Here is a 15,621-nt window from a genome sequence, read left to right as displayed (position 1 = left end):
GCGCCTGCCCACTGATTCTTGCGATGGCCCGTTCGCCCGGGCCGAGCGACCCTCAGGCGCCCTTGCCGCCTAGCACCAACGACGGGTTGGACGACGCGCCGCGCTCGTAGCGCGACAAGCCCAGCCCGTCGGTGCTGATGGCGGGCCGCTGGCCCATGACCTGGTCGGCCACCAGCTTGCCGGAGCCGCAAGCCATGGTCCAGCCCAGCGTGCCGTGGCCGGTGTTCAGGAACAGGTTGCCGTAGCGGGTCGGCCCGACGATGGGAGTGCTGTCCGGCGTCATCGGGCGCAAGCCCGTCCAGAATTCCGCCTGCGCCACATGGCCGCTATCGGGGAACAGGTCGTTGACGACCAATTCAAGCGTCTTGCGGCGCGCGTCTTTCAGGCGCAAGTCGAAGCCGGACAATTCCGCCATGCCGCCCACGCGGATGCGGTCATCGAAGCGGGTCACGGCGATCTTGTAGGTTTCGTCCAGGATGGTGGACACCGGCGCGGCGGCGTCATCCTTCATGGGGATGGTCAGCGAATAGCCCTTGACGGGGTACACCGGCAAGTCCAGGCCCAGCGGTTCAAGCAAGCCTCGCGTGTAGCTGCCGAAGGCGGCCACGTAGCGGTCGGCCGTCAGCACGTCGTTACCCACGCGCACGCCCGTGATCTGGCCGCCCGCGACGTTCAGACCGGAAACGGTCTGGTTGTAGCGAAAGTCCACGCCCAGCGCCGCGGCCATCTCGGCCAGGCGCGTGGTGAACAGGCGGCAGTCGCCGGTTTCATCATTGGGCAGCCGCAAGCCGCCAGCCAGCTTATGGATCGAGCGCGCCAGGGCGGGCTCGGCCGTGACCAGGCGATTGCGGTCCAGCAGCTCGTACGGCACGCCCACTTCTTCCAGCACGGCGATGTCGCGGCGGGCGGCTTCCAGCTGCGCGTCGGTGCGAAACAGCTGCAACGTGCCACGCGTGCGCTCTTCGTAATGGATGCCGGTGGACGCGCGCAATTCGCGCAGGCAGTCGCGGCTGTATTCGGCCAGGCGCAGCATGCGCTCTTTATTGATGGAATACCGGTCGGCCGAACAGTTGGCCAGCATGGCCGCCATCCATTTCAGCTGATACAGGCTGCCGTCCAGGCGAATGGCCAACGGCGCATGTTTCTTGAACAACCACTTGATGGCTTTCAGGGGAATGCCGGGCGCCGCCCACGGCGTGGAATAGCCCGGCGATACCTGGCCGGCGTTGGCATAGCTGGTTTCCTGGGCGGCGGCGGGCTGGCGGTCCAGGACCGTTACCCGGGCGCCCTGACGGGCCAGGTAATACGCGGTGGTGGTGCCGATTACGCCACTGCCTAGGACGATCACATGCATGATTCTTTCCGTATTTGGATTTGCTCAGTAATTTCGGTAGTCTATGGGCCTCCTCGCAGTGAAAAGCACTGATTATTTTGCTTTGGCAGAGCTTTTTCTCGGGCACCCCCTCTTTTTTGATCGCCAAAAGTGAAATGCGCGAGCTAGATAGAATTGACCTGAAAATCCTGGAAATCCTGCAACGCGAAGGCCGCATTTCCGTCACGGATCTGGCCGAGCGGGTCAGCCTGTCGGCCACGCCTTGTTCAGACCGGGTAAAACGGATGGAGCGCGAAGGCGTGATCACGGGTTACCATGCGCGCGTCAATCCGGCGGCGCTGGGCAAGAACCTGCTGGTCTTCCTGGAAATCAAGCTGTCCGCCAAGTCGGGCGACGTGTTCGACAAGGTCAAGAAAGAACTGCTGTACGTGCCGGAAGTGATGGAATGCCATCTGGTGTCCGGCGATTTCGACTACCTGGTGAAGGCCCGGCTGACCGAGATGAATGAATACCGTCGACTGCTGGGCGAGATCCTTAAACGCCTGCCGGCGTCGGCGGAATCGCGCAGCTATGTCGTCATGGAAGAAATCAAGGAAACCTTGTATCTGCCCGTGGATCGCTAGCCGTTCGGCGCGGCTGACCGGCGTGGCGCATACCCGTGTGGTGCCGGCCGGCACGGCCCTGCCTGGCATGCGGTTTGTTACGGGCGCGCGCATCGGCGGCTGCTATGCTGGCGGCCCTCCGACTCGCGCCGCTGGCCCTGTCCGACCCCAATTCTTTAGTCCCTGCCTATGACTCGTCTCTACAAATACTTTTTCCGTGGCCTGATCACCGTCCTGCCGCTGGCCCTGACCATCTACCTGCTGTACATCTTCCTGGCGTGGACGGAAGCCGTGGCGCTGACGTTCCTGCGCCCGTTCATTGGCGGGTTCTACGTGCCGGGCATGGGCCTGGCCCTGGGCATCCTGGGGATTCTGGCGATCGGCTATCTGGTGTCCAAGCAACGTGTGCAGCGGTTCTTGACCGTGGTGGAAATGCCCTTCACCAACCTGCCGGTGGTCAAAAGCATTTATTCGTCGCTAAAGAGCTTTGCCGATTATTTTTCGCCCAGCTCCAAGAACACGGCGCAACAGGTGGTGATTCTGCGCTTGCCGGGACAACAACTGGAACTGGTGGGCCTGGTGACCCGCCGCAGCATGGAAGGCCTGCCCGAAGGATTCACGCAGGGCGACCGCGTGGCCGTTTATCTGCCGATGGGCTACATGATCGGGGGCTACACGGTGTTTGTGCCGCAAGATTGGGTGCAGCCCATTGATATGTCGGTCGAAGAAGCCATGCGTTCGTCGCTGATCGCCTGGATGGCGCGCGCCGAACACCCCCGCCCCGCTGCGCCTACAGTCGTCGAGCCCACCGTCGCGCCGGACGCAGCTGAAGCGTTCGGAGCCGGTACGCCGGCAGCCCGTACGCCCGAAGCCGGTATGCCCGAAGCCGGTACGCCCGAAGCCGGTATGCCCGCCGCCGACGCCCCGCCCGCTGGCGGCCCTCGCTGAATCGCCCTACTTCCTGATACGCGCAATCCATGCCCTTGATCGAATTCACGCTTGCCGAAGGCAGCCCCTATATTGAAATCAACCAGCTCTTGAAAGCCACCGGCGTTTGCGACAGCGGCGGCGCGGGCAAGATGATGGTGGCCGACGGCCACGTCAGCGTGGGCGGCGTGGTTGAAACCCGCAAGACCGCGAAAATCCGTGGCGGCCAGATCGTCACCATCGGCGACATCCGCATCGTGGTGCGCGCCCCGCAAGCGCCCGCCCCCGACGCCTGAGCCGCACCTTTTCCCTACCCCGCCACACCGCGAGCCCTCATGAAATTCAAGATGTCCCAGAACTCCATCTTTGCCGTCCTGCTACGTTCGCCGTGGTGGATGAGCGCGGGGGTGGCGGTGGTGTTAAGCGCGGGTGGCTTTGCCGCCTTGCCGCTGGAATATGCCGCGATGGGCGTCTTCGCGGCGGTGCCGTTCGCGGTGATTGCGATCATGGCTGCCTACAAGCAACTGCGCGCGCCGTCGGGCACGCGCGTGCAAGCCGTGGCCGAAGCCGCGGCCGCCATGACCTGGGCCGACTTTGCCAACACCGTCGAAGCCGGATTCAAGCGCGACGGCTGCGAGGTCCAACGCCTGCAAACGCCGGGTGCGGACTTTGCGTTAAGCAAGGACGGCCACGTGGCCATCGTCAGCGCCAAGCGCTGGAAGGCCGCCCGCGTGGGCGTTGAACCCCTGCGCGAACTGCAAGCCGCGCGTGAAAAGCGCGGGGCGCGCGAAGCCATCTACATTGCACTGGGCGACGTGTCGGACAACGCCTGGGCCTACGCCAAGGCGCAAGGCGTGTCGCTGATGACGGCGCCCGAACTGACCAAGTTGCTGCGCGACTTGAAAACCTGAGCCCGCCCAGGCCTTTCATTACCATCCGGACCTTGCAATGATCTACCGCATCCTGGCCGACCTGGTCCTAGTCGCGCATGGGCTTTTTGTCGCCTTCGTGGTGTTTGGCGGCATGCTGGCCTTGTGGCGGCCGCGCATGGCCTACTGGCACCTGCCCGCCCTGGCCTGGGGCGCGGTGGTGGTCGGCATGGGGCTGATCTGCCCGCTGACGCCGCTGGAGGTGTCGCTGCGCCAGCAAGCCGGGCAGGAAGGCTATGCGGGCGGCTTCATCGAACACTACCTGCTTGGCGTCATCTATCCCGAAGGCATCACGCGCGACACGCAGATGATGCTGGCAGCCGTGCTGATCATCGGCAACATCGTCATCTACACCCTCTGGGCGCGCCGACGCCGCCGCGCCACCGCGCGCGCATAAAGCCTATGCGCGCCTATGAGCGTGTATGAGCCCGCACGAACCCGCACGAACCCGCACGAACCGCATGACCGAGCCTATCGACATGAACCCGACGCCCCAATCCGACAACGCCCCCGCCGACCCTTCCGGCCTGATCCGCGCCTTTGACGCCGACGGACGTGAAGTGCTGATCACGCGCGATGAATGGCGCGACAAGGTATTGCCGGGCGCCATCGAACAGCGCTGGAACGATGCCGACGCGTTGGCGGCGTTGATCATCCAATCCTTGAACGACGACTTCATCGATGACATGGTCGGCCCCGCCGAACGGCTGGTGCAACTGGACCAGAACACCGAGCGCGCCGTGGTGTTGCAAGCCATCGTCTACCTGAAGCAAGGCCGCCTGGACGACAGCGAGCGCGTGTTGACGGACTTCTGCGCGCGGCACGGTGACACCGGCATCGTGCTGACGAACCTGGCGAAGGTGCACGCCGAACGTGGCGACGACGACAAGACGCTGGACACCTTGTGGCGCGCCCTGCAACGGGACCCCAACCAGGACAACGGCCTGGGCTGGTACGAAGCCATTCATCGCGACGTGGGCGGAGACGCGGCCGGCGTGGGCGCCATGCAGCGGGTTGCGGCCCTGCCCGGCAGCTGGCGCGCGCGCTTGTGGCTGGCACGCGGCGAATTGGGCGCGCACAACTATGCAGGCGCGCTGGCCCTGTATCGGGAAGCGCTGGCGCAAGCGGGCGAGCCGGTGCCTGGAGACCTGCTCATGCAGATGACGGGCGACCTGGGCAATGCGGGACGCATTCCCGATATCGTGCAACTGGCCGCCCCGCACTATCGTGCCGCGGTGCACGGCCCGCAGGTCGGCAATAACTTGATCAAGGCCTACTTGCTGCTGGGCCAGCCCGACCCCGCCCGCCATATTCTGGATGCGCTGCACGCATTGGGGCAGCCGGAATGGAAGGAACACCTGGCATATTGGGATGCGGAACTGGCCCGGCTGCAAGCACAGCGCGGCGCCAGCGGCAGCGCCCCCTGACAGGGTGGTGACGGTGTGGTGACGGTGTCTTGTCGGGGTCTTGTCGGGCTCTTGTCGGCTTTCGCGGGACGCGACCGGCAGCGGCAACATCCCCGCGCGCCCCGCTTACCCTACAGCCCGCGCGCAATCACCAGGCGCTGGATATCGCTGGTGCCTTCGTAGATCTGGCAAACGCGTACGTCTCGATAGATGCGTTCGACCGGAAAGTCCTTCAGATAGCCGTATCCGCCCAACGTTTGAATGGCGGCGGAACACACTTTTTCGGCCATCTCGGATGCGAACAGTTTCGCCATCGACGCTTCCATCAGCGCCGGCCTGCCCGCTTCGCGCAGCGCCGCCGCGTGCAATACCATCTGGCGCGCCGCGTGCAGCTGCGTCGCCATGTCCGCCAAGCGGAACGACACCGCCTGATGTTCGAAGATAGGTTTGCCGAAAGCCTGGCGCTCGCGTGCGTAGTCGCGCGCGCATTCGAACGCGGCGCGCGCCATGCCTACCGATTGCGACGCAATGCCGATGCGGCCGCCTTCCAGATTGGCCAGCGCGATCTTGTAGCCCTCGCCTTCCGCGCCCAAGCGGTAGGCGGCCGGAATGCGCATGTCTTCAAAGGCGATGTGGCAGGTGTCCGACGCGTGCTGGCCCAGCTTGTCTTCCACGCGCAGCACCTGGTATCCCGGTGTGTCGGTGGGCACGATGAACGCGGATATGCCGCGCTTGCCCGCGTCCGGATCGGTAACGGCGAAAACGATGACCGTCTGCCCGCTTTTGCCGGACGTAATGAATTGCTTGGCGCCGTTCAGGATGTAGTCGTCGCCATCGCGGCGCGCGCGCGTGCGCAGGCTGCTGGCGTCTGAACCGGCTTGCGGCTCGGTCAGCGCAAACCCGCCGATGTGCTCGCCGCTTGCCAAGGGGCGCAGGAACTGGTCTTTCTGCGCGTCCGTGCCGAACTTAAGAATGGGCATGCACGCCACCGAATTGTGCACGCTCATGATGGTGGAACACGCGCCGCTGCCCGCTGCGATTTCCTCTAGCGCCACCGCGTAGGACACATAGCCGCTGGCGTTGCCGTCCCACTCTTCCGGCACGAGCATGCCGAAGAATCCCAGCTGCGCCATTTCCTGGATGGCGTCGGCGGGATAGTGGTGATCGCGGTCCCAGTGTTCGGCATGGGGCGCCAGCCGTTCCTGCGCAAAGCGGCGCGCCATATCCTGAATACTGAGCTGCTCTTCGTTCAACAACATGTTTTGTCTCCTGGGGTGGCCGTGGCACGCGGGCGCCGGATGGGCGCCGGGTGTCTTAGTTTTACGCGCCGCGCGGGGGATGGGGCGCGGCTTGGAATCGAGAATACACCGTCCGTGGGCGCGGGCGAGCCAGTTCTGGCGGATCGATTCGGCATCAAAGAACATTTCAGATTGCGTGAAATCCGATTGCCGCTTTATCATGCAACTTATTAAGTATCTTGATAACCACCAATAAGGAATTCGCTGATGGATTACGACGTCATCATCGTGGGCGGCAGCTTTGCCGGCCTGTCCGCCGCCATGCAATTGGCGCGCGCCAGAAGACGCATTGTGCTGATCGACGGCGGCCAGCCCCGTAACCGCTTCGCCGCGCATTCGCACGGCTTTCTGGGCCAGGACGGCAAGGCCCCGCACGACATCGTGCAACAAGCGCGCGAACAGCTGGCGCAATATCCCAGCGTGACATTCGTGGACGGCGACGCGCTCAATGCCGGCGGCGAATCGGGTCGCTTTGAAGTCCTGATGGCCGACGGCCAGCCGTTGCGGGCCAAACGCCTGATCCTGGCCACCGGCCTGCGCGACGAATTGCCCGGCGTGCCCGGCTTGCAGGAACGCTGGGGGCAGACGGTCCTGCATTGCCCCTATTGCCACGGCTATGAAACGGCCGATCGGCCGCTGGGCGTAATGGCGGCGCACCCCATGTCCGCGCATCAGGCCGTGCTGCTGCCCGACTGGGGCCCCACCACGTACTTCACGCAAGGCCAGTTTGAACCGGACGCGGAACAAGCCGCCTTGATGGCCAAGCGCGGCGTGCGCATCGAACGCAGCCCCATCGTTGAATTGATGGGCGCATCCCCCCGCCTGGACGCCGTGAAGCTGGCCGACGGCCGACGCCTGGCCATCCACGCGCTGTTCGTCGCCAGCAAAACGCACATGGCCAGCCCGCTGGCCATGCAGCTAGGCTGCGCCTTTAACGATGGCCCGTTGGGGCCGATCATTGGCGTGGACGACCTGCGCCAGACCTCGGTGCCCGGCGTCTTCGCCGCAGGCGACGCCGCCATCCCCATGAGCAACGCCACGCTGGCCAGTGCGTCGGGAGTGATGGCGGGCGTGTGCGCGCATCGGTCGCTGGTGATGGAATAAGCGGGCATTAGCTGCCCAGCACGCCGCAAGCGGTGCTGCGCAGTACGGGATGCAGGGGCGCGGTCAAACGAACGGGAAGGAAAAACCGGGTACACGCAGTACCGGTATTCGGACTTGCCTTGTTGCGGCGGCGCTAAGGCAGAACAATGCGCGCTCACCATGAATATCAGGATGGCTTCGAATGCGTATTTCGTTCTTGCACACCATTGACGGCAACCGGGCCGTATTTGAGCATGCGGCAGCCCAGGCGGGCATGAATGCCGCGCAGTTGCGCCACGATGTGCGCCCAGATCTGCGGCAAGCCATCGACCAAGGGTTGGCAACGGATGGCGCGTTGCGCGATGCCATCCGCGACGCAGTACAGAACCTGGCCACCGATGCGGACGCCGTCCTCGTCACGTGTGCCACGCTGGGGCCGGTGATTGACCAGATGCCCGACTTTCCAGTGCCGGTGATCCGCGCCGACGTGGCGCTGGCCATGGCGGCCACCCGCGATGGCGGATATATCGTCGTGCTTTGCGCGGCCCCTTCCGCCGTGGACGCCAACCGGATGCTGTTCGAGCGCCATGCCAAGGCCAGCGGGGCAACGGTGGCCGTGCACGTGGTACCGCAGGCATGGGCGCTGTTCCAGGGCGGCGATATGCCGGCCTGCCTGCAAGCCTGCGCAAGCGCGGCGCAACAGGCCTATGAGCAAGGCGCCGACGTGGTGGCGTTTGCACATCCGTGGATGGCCGACGCCGCGGCGATGGTGCAGGGACAACGCCTGCCCCTGGACGCGGCACGGGCGGGTTTGCAGGCCGCGTTGCAACTGCCCACCCGCTCAAGCAACATCGCCCACGGATAAGCGCTACGGCCATCCGTGGGCGATGCTTGCCGCCCTGCCCCCTTACCGGACCTTGCCCTCCTTCCAGGCCGCCAGCAGCTTTTCATACGGAATGGTCTCGCCCTTGGGCTTTTCGTTGGCCAGCTTTTTCCACGGCGCGTGCTGGTCCGACAGCCACTTGGACGGGTCGCTCTTGGCGTTCAGCTTGGGCGCGCATTGCGCCATCCCCGCCCGCTCCAGGCGCGCCATCACCTGATCCATCTCGTTGGCCAGGTTGTCCATGGCGGCCTGCGGCGTTTTTTCGCCGGTGACCGCCGTGGCCACGTTCTTCCACCACAGCTGCGCCAGCTTCGGGTAGTCGGGCACGTTGTTGCCGGTGGGCGTCCATGCCACGCGTGCCGGGCTGCGATAGAACTCGATCAGCCCGCCGTAGTTGGGCGCGTTCTTGGTGAAGAACTCGCTGTGGATATCGCTGTCGCGAATGAAGGTCAGGCCCGTGATGGATTTTTTCAAGGACACCGATTTCGACGTGACGAACTGCGCGTACAGCCAGGCGGCGGCCATCTTGTCGGGGTTGGTGGACTTGAAGAACGTCCACGAGCCCACGTCCTGATAGCCGTTCTGCATGCCGTCCTTCCAGTACGGGCCATAGGGCGACGGCGCCATGCGCCATTTCGGCGTGCCGTCCTCGTTCACGACCGGCAGGCCCTTCTTGGTCATGTCGGCGGTAAAGGCCGTGTACCAGAAGATCTGCTGGGCGATCTGGCCCTGGGCGGGTACCGGACCGGATTCCGAAAAGGTCATGCCCATGGCTTGTTGCGGCGCGTACTTTTTCATCCAGTCGATGTACTTGGTCAGCGCGTAAACGGCGGCCGGGCTGTTGGTGGCGCCGCCCCGCGAGACCGATGCGCCTACCGGCGTGCACTTGTCGTCGGCCACGCGGATGCCCCATTCGTCCACCGGCATGCCGTTGGGCAGGCCCTTGTCGGCCGCGCCCGCCATCGATAGCCATGCATCGGTAAAGCGCCATCCCAGCGACGGGTCTTTCTTGCCGTAGTCCATGTGCCCATAGACCTTCTTGCCGTCGATTTCCTTAACGTCGTTCGAGAAGAAATCGGCAATGTCTTCGTAGGCAGACCAATTGGTGGGCACGCCCAGGTCATAGCCGTACTTGGCCTTGAACTTGTCCTTCAAGTCCTGCCGGGCGAACCAGTCGGCGCGAAACCAATAGACGTTGGCAAACTGCTGGTCGGGCAATTGGTACAGCTTGCCGTCGGGCGCGGTCGTGAACTTGGTGCCGATGAAGTCCTTGATGTCCAGGTCGGGGTTGGTCCATTCCTTGCCCGCGCCGGCCATGTAGTCCGACAGCGGCAGGATGGCGCCGTAGCGGTAGTGCGTGCCGATCAAGTCCGAATCGGAAATCCAGCCGTCGTAGATGGACTTTCCCGACTGCATCGACGTCTGCAATTTTTCAACAACATCGCCCTCCTGGATGAGATCGTGGTTGACCTTGATGCCGGTGATTTCACTGAACGCCTTGGCCAGCGTCTTGGATTCGTACTCGTGCGTGGTGATGGTTTCCGACACCACGCTGATCTCGTTGACGCCCTTGGCACGAAGCTTGGCCGCCGCGTCCATGAACCACTTCATTTCGGCCATCTGCTGGTCTTTGGACAGCGTGGAAGGCTGGAACTCGGAATCCACCCACTTCTTCGCTTCCGGCTCGCCGGCCCAAGCCCCTGATGTTCCGATCAGGGCGATAGCGGCCGCCATGGCGTGCATGCGCAATTTCATGACCTGTCTCCTCGAATACCCTTCCCCTTATGTTCTGCTGCGGACCTCTGGCCGGGGAAGATGCGGGCCCGTAGTCCTTCAAAACCTTCCATCCCGATTCGGCAGGGGTCGGTGCGCCCCTTCAGCCTTTTCTCATGATGAATGCCAGCAACAGCATGGACGCCACAAAGCTGATCCACACCGATGGCGGCTCATCCAGCGAAAACCATTCCACCGCCTTTTGGCCAAACCCCAGGAACGCCAGGTTCAGCCAGGCCGCGGCCATCAGGCCGATAAACAGCCTGTCGCCACGTGTGGTGCGCAGCGGCAGAAAGCCCTTGCGTTCGACCGTGGGCGATTTCAATTCCCACACCGTCATGCCCACCAGCATCAGCACGATGCAGGAAAAGAACACGGCGACGGGGGTGGTCCAAACCATCCAGCTGAACATGGCGGCCCCCTTCTACACGCGGCCCATCGCGAAACCCTTCGCGATGTAGTGGCGCACGAACCAGATGACGATGCCCCCCGGCACGATGGTCAGCACACCCGCTGCCGCCAGCACGCCCCAGTCCATGCCCGAGGCGGACACGGTGCGCGTCATGGTGGCCACGATGGGCTTGGCGTTGACCGAGGTCAGCGTGCGCGCCAACAGCAATTCCACCCAGCTGAACATGAAGCAGAAAAACGCCGCCACGCCCACGCCGGACTTGATCAGCGGCAGGAAGATCGTCAGGAAAAAGCGCGGGAAGGAATAGCCGTCCACATAGGCGGTTTCGTCGATTTCACGCGGTACGCCGGACATGAAGCCTTCCAGGATCCACACCGCCAGCGGCACGTTGAACACCAGGTGCGCCAGCGCCACGGCCAGGTGCGTGTCCATCAGCCCGAACGAGCTGTACAGCTGGAAGAACGGCAACAGGAACACGGCGGGCGGCGTCATGCGGTTGGTCAGCAGCCAGAAGAACACGTGCTTGTCGCCGATGAAGCGATAGCGCGAAAACGCATAGGCCGCAGGCAGCGCGACGGCCAGCGAAATCACCGTGTTGATGACGACGTAGATCAACGAATTGATGTAGCCCGAATACCAGGCCGGGTCCGTGAAGATGGTGCGGTAATGCTCGAACGTGAAGTCGCGCGGCCACAGCGTCAGCGTGCTGACGATTTCGGTATTGGTCTTGAACGACATGTTCAGCATCCAATACAGCGGCAGGATGGCGAACACCAGGTAAAGCAGCAGGAAGGCGGAACGCCACCAGGTGGACGAGTCACGCATGGGTCGCCTCCTCGTCGGCGCTGCCGGCCGTGCCCGCGCGCTGCATCCAGTTGTAGAGGATGAAGCACAGCAGCAGGATGATTAAAAAGTAGATGATCGAAAACGCCGCGGCGGGGCCCAGGTCGAACTGGCCCACGGCCTTTTGCGTCAGGTATTGCGACAGGAACGTCGTGGCGTTGCCGGGGCCGCCGCCCGTCAGCACGAAAGGTTCGGTGTAGATCATGAAGCTGTCCATGAAGCGCAGCAGCACGGCAATCATCAGCACGCCGCGCATCTTGGGCAGCTGGATGTAGCGGAACACCGCCAGCCGCGACGCGCCGTCGATGCGCGCGGCCTGGTAGTAGGCATCGGGAATGGCGCGCAGGCCCGCATAGCACAGCAGCGCTACCAGCGGCGTCCAGTGCCACACGTCCATTACCAGCACCGTCACCCAGGCGTCCACGTCGTTGCCGGTGTAGTTGTAGTCCACCCCCAGCCACGACAGCGTCGCGCCCAGCAGCCCGATGTCGGTGCGGCCGAACACCTGCCAGATGGTGCCCACTACGTTCCACGGAATCAGCAGCGACAGCGCAATGATGACCAGCACGGCCGACGCGCGCCAGCCGCCGGCCGGCATGGACAGCGCCAGCAAGATGCCCAACGGGATTTCAATGGCCAGCACCGCCAGCGAAAACCCGATCTGGCGAAACAAGGCGCCGTGCAGTTCTTCGTCTTGCAGCACGGCGGCAAACCACTCCGTGCCGACGAACACGCGGCGTTCGGGCGAGATGATGTCCTGCACCGAATAGTTGACGATGGTCATCAACGGCAGGATGGCCGAGAACGCCACGCACAGCACCACGGGCAGAACCAGGAACCAGGCCCGGTGATCGATAGGCTTCATGGGATCAGCACCTCGTCGCGATAAAAACAGGTGTGCGGGTTCAGCACCGACAGCCAGACGGTGCCGCCGGCGGCCACCGGCACGATGTTGCTGCCCAGCCGGGCGCGCACGGGCGTGCCTTCAAAATCGGCCACCAGCAAGGTGTAGGTGCCCACGTCCTGCACGCGGTCGACGCGCATGGCCAGCGCGCCCGGCGCGTTGGCTTGCTCCACCCGCAGGTATTCGGGGCGCACGCCCAGCTTGATGGCGCCCGTGCCCGCCAGCTTTGTCGCAAGCTGCGGCGCGGCGCCTGGCACGCGCGTGTGGCCGACCCACAGCGCGTCATCGCGCCATTGCGCGGGCAGGAAGTTCATGCCCGGCGAACCGATGAAGTGCCCGACAAAGGTATGCGCCGGCCGTTGGAACAGGTCGTCGGCGCTGCCGACCTGCACGGCGCGGCCACGCGCCATCACCATCACCTGGTCGGCAAAGGTCAGCGCCTCGGTCTGATCGTGCGTCACGTAGATCAGTGTCAGCTTGAATTCGTGATGGATTTCCTTGAGCTTGCGCCGCAGTTCCCACTTCAGCTGCGGGTCGATCACCGTCAAGGGTTCGTCGAACAGAATGGCCGACACGTCGCTGCGCACCAGCCCGCGACCCAGCGAAATCTTCTGCTTGGCATCGGCCGTGAGGCCGCTGGCACGGCGGTCCAGCACATGCGACATCTCAAGCATTTCGGCGATGCGGCCCACGCGTTCGCGGATGCGCTCGGGTGGCACGCCCCGATTGCGCAACGGAAACGCCAGGTTGTCCGCCACCGTCATCGTGTCGTAGACCACGGGAAACTGGAACACCTGCGCGATGTTGCGCGCCTGCGGGCTCTTGGCGGTAACGTCCTTGCCGTCGAACAAAATGCGCCCATGCGACGGCCGCAGCAAGCCCGACACGCAGTTCAGCAGCGTGGTCTTGCCGCAGCCCGACGGCCCCAGCAAGGCATAGGCCCCGCCATCGCGAAAGGTGAAGGTCAGCGGCAGCAGCGCGTAGTCATCATCGGCCTTGGGGTCGGCCACATAGGAATGGGAAAGGTCCAGCTCGATCTGCGCCATCAGGCCGCCTCCCCCGCGCCGGCGGGTTGGCGCGGCGCGGCCAGCAAGGCGCCGCCGGCATCAAAGGCGTAGGTTTGGGCCGGGTCAAAATACAGCTGCACGCGTTCGTCCAGCGTGTAGCGGTGCACACCGGGCAGTTGCGCCACCACGTCGCCCGCTGCCGTGCTGGCGTGTACAAAAGTGTCCGAGCCGGAAATTTCGGCCAGCTTCACCACGCCGGGCAGGCTGATGTGGCCGGGGCGCGGCTCCACGTCCAGCGCCCCCGCGCGCAGGCCCGCCGTGATGTCGGCGCCCGCGTTGCCGGGCAGCGCGCGGTCCACGGCCAACTGGCCTTGCAGGAGGAAACCGGCGTCAGTGCGCCGCGCGGCAAACAGATTCATGGGCGGGTCGCTGAAGGCGCGGGCCACGCGGATGGAGTTGGGGCGGTGGAATACCTGTGCGGTGGGGCCGTATTGCAGCAGTTCGCCAGCGTCCAGCACCGCCGTGTGGCCGCCCAGCAACAGGGCTTCGCCCGGTTCGGTGGTGGCGTAGACGACCGTGGAGCGCCCTTCGGCGAACAATTCCGAAAGCTCGTCGCGCAATTCCTCGCGCAGCTTGTAGTCCAGGTTGACCAGGGGCTCGTCCAGCAGGATCAGCGGCGCGTCCTTGACCAGCGCCCGGGCCAACGCCACGCGTTGCTGCTGGCCGCCGGACAATTCCGACGGATAGCGGGCCAGCAGATGGTCGATATGCAGCCGCGCCGCCATGGCGCGGACTTTTTCGCCGATGTCCTTTTCGCCGCGCAGCGTCAAGGGCGAGGCAATGTTGTCGTAGACCGACATCGACGGGTAATTGATGAACTGCTGGTAGACCATCGCCACGTTGCGCTGGCGCACCGGAACGCCGGTAACGTCGGCGCCATCGACCAGCACGCGGCCTTCGGTGGGCCGGTCCAGCCCGGCCATGATGCGCATCAGCGACGTCTTTCCCGCCAGGGTCACCCCCAGCAGCACCGTCATGGCGCCTGGCACGGGCGCCAGGCTCATAGGAGTCAGGTGCGTTTGCGAGCCAGCCCGCAAGGCAATCCTGTCCAAGGTCAGCTGCATGGTGTCTCCTCTACCTACTTATACGTCCCTGTTTTTTTCAACGGACTTCGGTAATCGGTACAGCGTTCCAACCGCAGCGCGCGAACGCGCCACGCAATGAGCATACTCTTTCAGACGGCTTTCGTTTTTTGTGCGTTTTACTCAAGAAGCGAACAAAAAACAATCTTGCACTGCGGCATTATTTTTCGCTTTTGTTGTTTTATCATGCGAACATGACACTGAATCCACGACAAAGCGCCTTGGTCGAAATGGTGCGAGCCCAGGGCTCGGCCACGATCGAAGAGCTTGCCAAACGTTTTGACGTCACGCTGCAAACCGTGCGGCGCGACGTCAACATCCTTTCCGAAGCCGGCATGCTGTCGCGCTTTCATGGCGGCGTGCGCATCGAAGCGTCGACCATCGAGAACATTGCCTACCGCAAGCGCCAGGGGCTGCACGCCGCCGGTAAGCAGCGTATTGCCGAAGCGGTGGCGCGCGCCGTGCCGGACGGCTGTTCGCTGATCCTGAATATCGGCACCACCACCGAGGCCATCGCGCGCGCCCTGCTGCGCCATCGCGGCCTGCGCGTCATTACCAACAACCTGCACGTGGCGGACATCCTGTCGGACAACCCGGACTGCGAAGTCATCGTGGCCGGCGGCGTGGTGCGGTCGCGCGACCGTGGCATCGTGGGCGAAGCCACCATGGATTTCATCCGCCAGTTCAAGGTCGATATCGGCCTGATCGGCATTTCGGGCATCGAAGCCGACGGCACGCTGCGCGATTACGACTTCCGCGAGGTGCGCGTGGCCCGGACCATCATCGAGCAATCGCGGGAAGTGTGGCTGGCGGCCGACAGCAGCAAGTTCAAGCGCCAGGCGATGGTGGAACTGGCGCACATTTCGCAGATCGACCGCTTCTTTACCGACGCGCATCCGCAAGAACCGCTGGCCCAGGTGCTGCTGGATTCGGGCGTGCGCTGCGAAGTGGCGGCGGCACCTCATGCAGCCAACGCGGCCGGCGCGCCCGACACTTCCAGCACGTCCAACGCGGCCGGCGCGCAAGACTCCACGAACACCTCGGCACCCAACGCTTGAAAAAACGCGCGGGACCCGGGC

The 15,621-nt window shown here is 64.2% G+C and carries 17 protein-coding genes; 9 read left to right on the top strand and 8 right to left on the bottom strand.

All coding sequences use genetic code 11. From position 1 onward, the window contains the following. Positions 1–52 precede the first annotated feature (52 nt). Positions 53–1,354, bottom strand: coding sequence for a D-amino acid dehydrogenase (locus tag DVB37_RS12375; RefSeq protein WP_046805014.1), 1,302 nt, complete (start codon positions 1,352–1,354; stop codon positions 53–55). A 134-nt stretch (positions 1,355–1,488) separates the two neighbouring features. On the opposite strand from DVB37_RS12375, the gene DVB37_RS12370 reads away from it, so the two are divergent. The 6 genes from DVB37_RS12370 to DVB37_RS12345 all read left to right on the top strand — a co-directional run bounded on the left by DVB37_RS12370 (position 1,489) and on the right by DVB37_RS12345 (position 5,218). Continuing rightward, on the top strand, positions 1,489–1,956 hold the full coding sequence (locus DVB37_RS12370) for a winged helix-turn-helix transcriptional regulator (RefSeq protein ID WP_046805042.1): 468 nt from the start codon (positions 1,489–1,491) through the stop codon (positions 1,954–1,956). Between the two features lie 168 nt (positions 1,957–2,124). Further along, positions 2,125–2,883: a DUF502 domain-containing protein gene (locus DVB37_RS12365; protein WP_240434099.1), complete on the top strand. Its 759-nt coding sequence runs from the start codon at positions 2,125–2,127 to the stop codon at positions 2,881–2,883. Between the two features lie 29 nt (positions 2,884–2,912). Beyond that, positions 2,913–3,158: an RNA-binding S4 domain-containing protein gene (locus DVB37_RS12360; protein WP_046805016.1), complete on the top strand. Its 246-nt coding sequence runs from the start codon at positions 2,913–2,915 to the stop codon at positions 3,156–3,158. 39 nt (positions 3,159–3,197) lie between these two features. Further along, positions 3,198–3,773, top strand: a complete 576-nt coding sequence (locus tag DVB37_RS12355; RefSeq protein ID WP_046805017.1) for a restriction endonuclease — start codon at positions 3,198–3,200, stop codon at positions 3,771–3,773. A gap of 37 nt (positions 3,774–3,810) precedes the next feature. Further along, a complete protein-coding gene (locus DVB37_RS12350) occupies positions 3,811–4,188 on the top strand; it encodes a DUF2784 domain-containing protein (RefSeq protein WP_120155376.1) in 378 nt (125 codons plus the stop codon). A gap of 25 nt (positions 4,189–4,213) precedes the next feature. Continuing rightward, complete coding sequence (locus tag DVB37_RS12345; protein ID WP_240434098.1) at positions 4,214–5,218, top strand: lipopolysaccharide assembly protein LapB; 1,005 nt, start codon at positions 4,214–4,216, stop codon at positions 5,216–5,218. 110 nt (positions 5,219–5,328) lie between these two features. Here DVB37_RS12345 and DVB37_RS12340 read toward each other — a convergent pair whose 3' ends face one another. Beyond that, positions 5,329–6,456 (bottom strand): acyl-CoA dehydrogenase family protein, encoded by a 1,128-nt coding sequence (locus tag DVB37_RS12340; protein WP_046805019.1) that lies wholly within the window; start codon positions 6,454–6,456, stop codon positions 5,329–5,331. Positions 6,457–6,702: 246 nt separating this feature from the next. Between DVB37_RS12340 and DVB37_RS12335 the strand changes: the two genes are divergently transcribed. Together DVB37_RS12335 and DVB37_RS12330 are read left to right on the top strand one after the other, a co-directional pair. Then, positions 6,703–7,599 (top strand): NAD(P)/FAD-dependent oxidoreductase, encoded by an 897-nt coding sequence (locus tag DVB37_RS12335; RefSeq protein ID WP_120155374.1) that lies wholly within the window; start codon positions 6,703–6,705, stop codon positions 7,597–7,599. Positions 7,600–7,780: 181 nt separating this feature from the next. Then, on the top strand, positions 7,781–8,443 hold the full coding sequence (locus DVB37_RS12330) for an arylsulfatase (RefSeq protein ID WP_120155372.1): 663 nt from the start codon (positions 7,781–7,783) through the stop codon (positions 8,441–8,443). A gap of 42 nt (positions 8,444–8,485) precedes the next feature. On the opposite strand, the gene DVB37_RS12325 is transcribed toward DVB37_RS12330, so the two are convergent. From DVB37_RS12325 to DVB37_RS12300, 6 genes are all read right to left on the bottom strand, one after another. Continuing rightward, positions 8,486–10,216: an ABC transporter substrate-binding protein gene (locus tag DVB37_RS12325; RefSeq protein ID WP_046805022.1), complete on the bottom strand. Its 1,731-nt coding sequence runs from the start codon at positions 10,214–10,216 to the stop codon at positions 8,486–8,488. 121 nt (positions 10,217–10,337) lie between these two features. Next, the gene (locus tag DVB37_RS12320; RefSeq protein ID WP_046805023.1) at positions 10,338–10,646 is read right to left on the bottom strand and encodes a DUF2160 domain-containing protein; all 309 of its coding nucleotides are present in this window, start codon (positions 10,644–10,646) and stop codon (positions 10,338–10,340) included. Positions 10,647–10,658: 12 nt separating this feature from the next. Further along, on the bottom strand, positions 10,659–11,471 hold the full coding sequence (locus DVB37_RS12315) for a carbohydrate ABC transporter permease (RefSeq protein ID WP_120155370.1): 813 nt from the start codon (positions 11,469–11,471) through the stop codon (positions 10,659–10,661). Beyond that, complete coding sequence (locus DVB37_RS12310) at positions 11,464–12,354, bottom strand: carbohydrate ABC transporter permease (RefSeq protein ID WP_046805025.1); 891 nt, start codon at positions 12,352–12,354, stop codon at positions 11,464–11,466. Before DVB37_RS12310 ends, DVB37_RS12315 begins: the two co-directional genes overlap by 8 nt. Next, positions 12,351–13,439 carry an ABC transporter ATP-binding protein gene (locus DVB37_RS12305; protein ID WP_120155367.1) on the bottom strand — a complete coding sequence of 363 codons (1,089 nt, stop codon included), beginning with the start codon at positions 13,437–13,439 and terminating at the stop codon, positions 12,351–12,353. The genes DVB37_RS12310 and DVB37_RS12305 overlap by 4 nt, the downstream gene beginning before the upstream one ends. Then, positions 13,439–14,524, bottom strand: a complete 1,086-nt coding sequence (locus DVB37_RS12300) for an ABC transporter ATP-binding protein (RefSeq protein ID WP_120155365.1) — start codon at positions 14,522–14,524, stop codon at positions 13,439–13,441. The genes DVB37_RS12305 and DVB37_RS12300 overlap by 1 nt, the downstream gene beginning before the upstream one ends. Positions 14,525–14,736: 212 nt before the next feature. Between DVB37_RS12300 and DVB37_RS12295 the strand changes: the two genes are divergently transcribed. Continuing rightward, a complete protein-coding gene (locus DVB37_RS12295) occupies positions 14,737–15,600 on the top strand; it encodes a DeoR/GlpR family DNA-binding transcription regulator (RefSeq protein ID WP_046805044.1) in 864 nt (287 codons plus the stop codon). Positions 15,601–15,621: the final 21 nt, after the last annotated feature.

It is taken from the genome of Achromobacter sp. B7, assembly GCF_003600685.1.
In the GTDB taxonomy this organism is placed as follows: Bacteria; Pseudomonadota; Gammaproteobacteria; order Burkholderiales; family Burkholderiaceae_B; genus Achromobacter; species Achromobacter spanius_B.
This window is presented reverse-complemented; position numbering and strand designations above follow the sequence as displayed.

Coding starts and splice junctions, on each gene's coding strand:
- DVB37_RS12340 (WP_046805019.1), bottom strand. CDS start 6,456: ATGTTGTTGAACGAAGAGCAGCTCAGTATTCAGGATATGGCGCGCCGC.
- DVB37_RS12355 (WP_046805017.1), top strand. CDS start 3,198: ATGAAATTCAAGATGTCCCAGAACTCCATCTTTGCCGTCCTGCTACGT.
- DVB37_RS12360 (WP_046805016.1), top strand. CDS start 2,913: ATGCCCTTGATCGAATTCACGCTTGCCGAAGGCAGCCCCTATATTGAA.
- DVB37_RS12305 (WP_120155367.1), bottom strand. CDS start 13,439: ATGGCGCAGATCGAGCTGGACCTTTCCCATTCCTATGTGGCCGACCCC.
- DVB37_RS12365 (WP_240434099.1), top strand. CDS start 2,125: ATGACTCGTCTCTACAAATACTTTTTCCGTGGCCTGATCACCGTCCTG.
- DVB37_RS12325 (WP_046805022.1), bottom strand. CDS start 10,216: ATGAAATTGCGCATGCACGCCATGGCGGCCGCTATCGCCCTGATCGGA.
- DVB37_RS12370 (WP_046805042.1), top strand. CDS start 1,489: ATGCGCGAGCTAGATAGAATTGACCTGAAAATCCTGGAAATCCTGCAA.
- DVB37_RS12310 (WP_046805025.1), bottom strand. CDS start 12,354: ATGAAGCCTATCGATCACCGGGCCTGGTTCCTGGTTCTGCCCGTGGTG.
- DVB37_RS12295 (WP_046805044.1), top strand. CDS start 14,737: ATGACACTGAATCCACGACAAAGCGCCTTGGTCGAAATGGTGCGAGCC.
- DVB37_RS12345 (WP_240434098.1), top strand. CDS start 4,214: ATGAGCCCGCACGAACCCGCACGAACCCGCACGAACCGCATGACCGAG.
- DVB37_RS12330 (WP_120155372.1), top strand. CDS start 7,781: ATGCGTATTTCGTTCTTGCACACCATTGACGGCAACCGGGCCGTATTT.
- DVB37_RS12350 (WP_120155376.1), top strand. CDS start 3,811: ATGATCTACCGCATCCTGGCCGACCTGGTCCTAGTCGCGCATGGGCTT.
- DVB37_RS12315 (WP_120155370.1), bottom strand. CDS start 11,471: ATGCGTGACTCGTCCACCTGGTGGCGTTCCGCCTTCCTGCTGCTTTAC.
- DVB37_RS12375 (WP_046805014.1), bottom strand. CDS start 1,354: ATGCATGTGATCGTCCTAGGCAGTGGCGTAATCGGCACCACCACCGCG.
- DVB37_RS12300 (WP_120155365.1), bottom strand. CDS start 14,524: ATGCAGCTGACCTTGGACAGGATTGCCTTGCGGGCTGGCTCGCAAACG.
- DVB37_RS12320 (WP_046805023.1), bottom strand. CDS start 10,646: ATGTTCAGCTGGATGGTTTGGACCACCCCCGTCGCCGTGTTCTTTTCC.
- DVB37_RS12335 (WP_120155374.1), top strand. CDS start 6,703: ATGGATTACGACGTCATCATCGTGGGCGGCAGCTTTGCCGGCCTGTCC.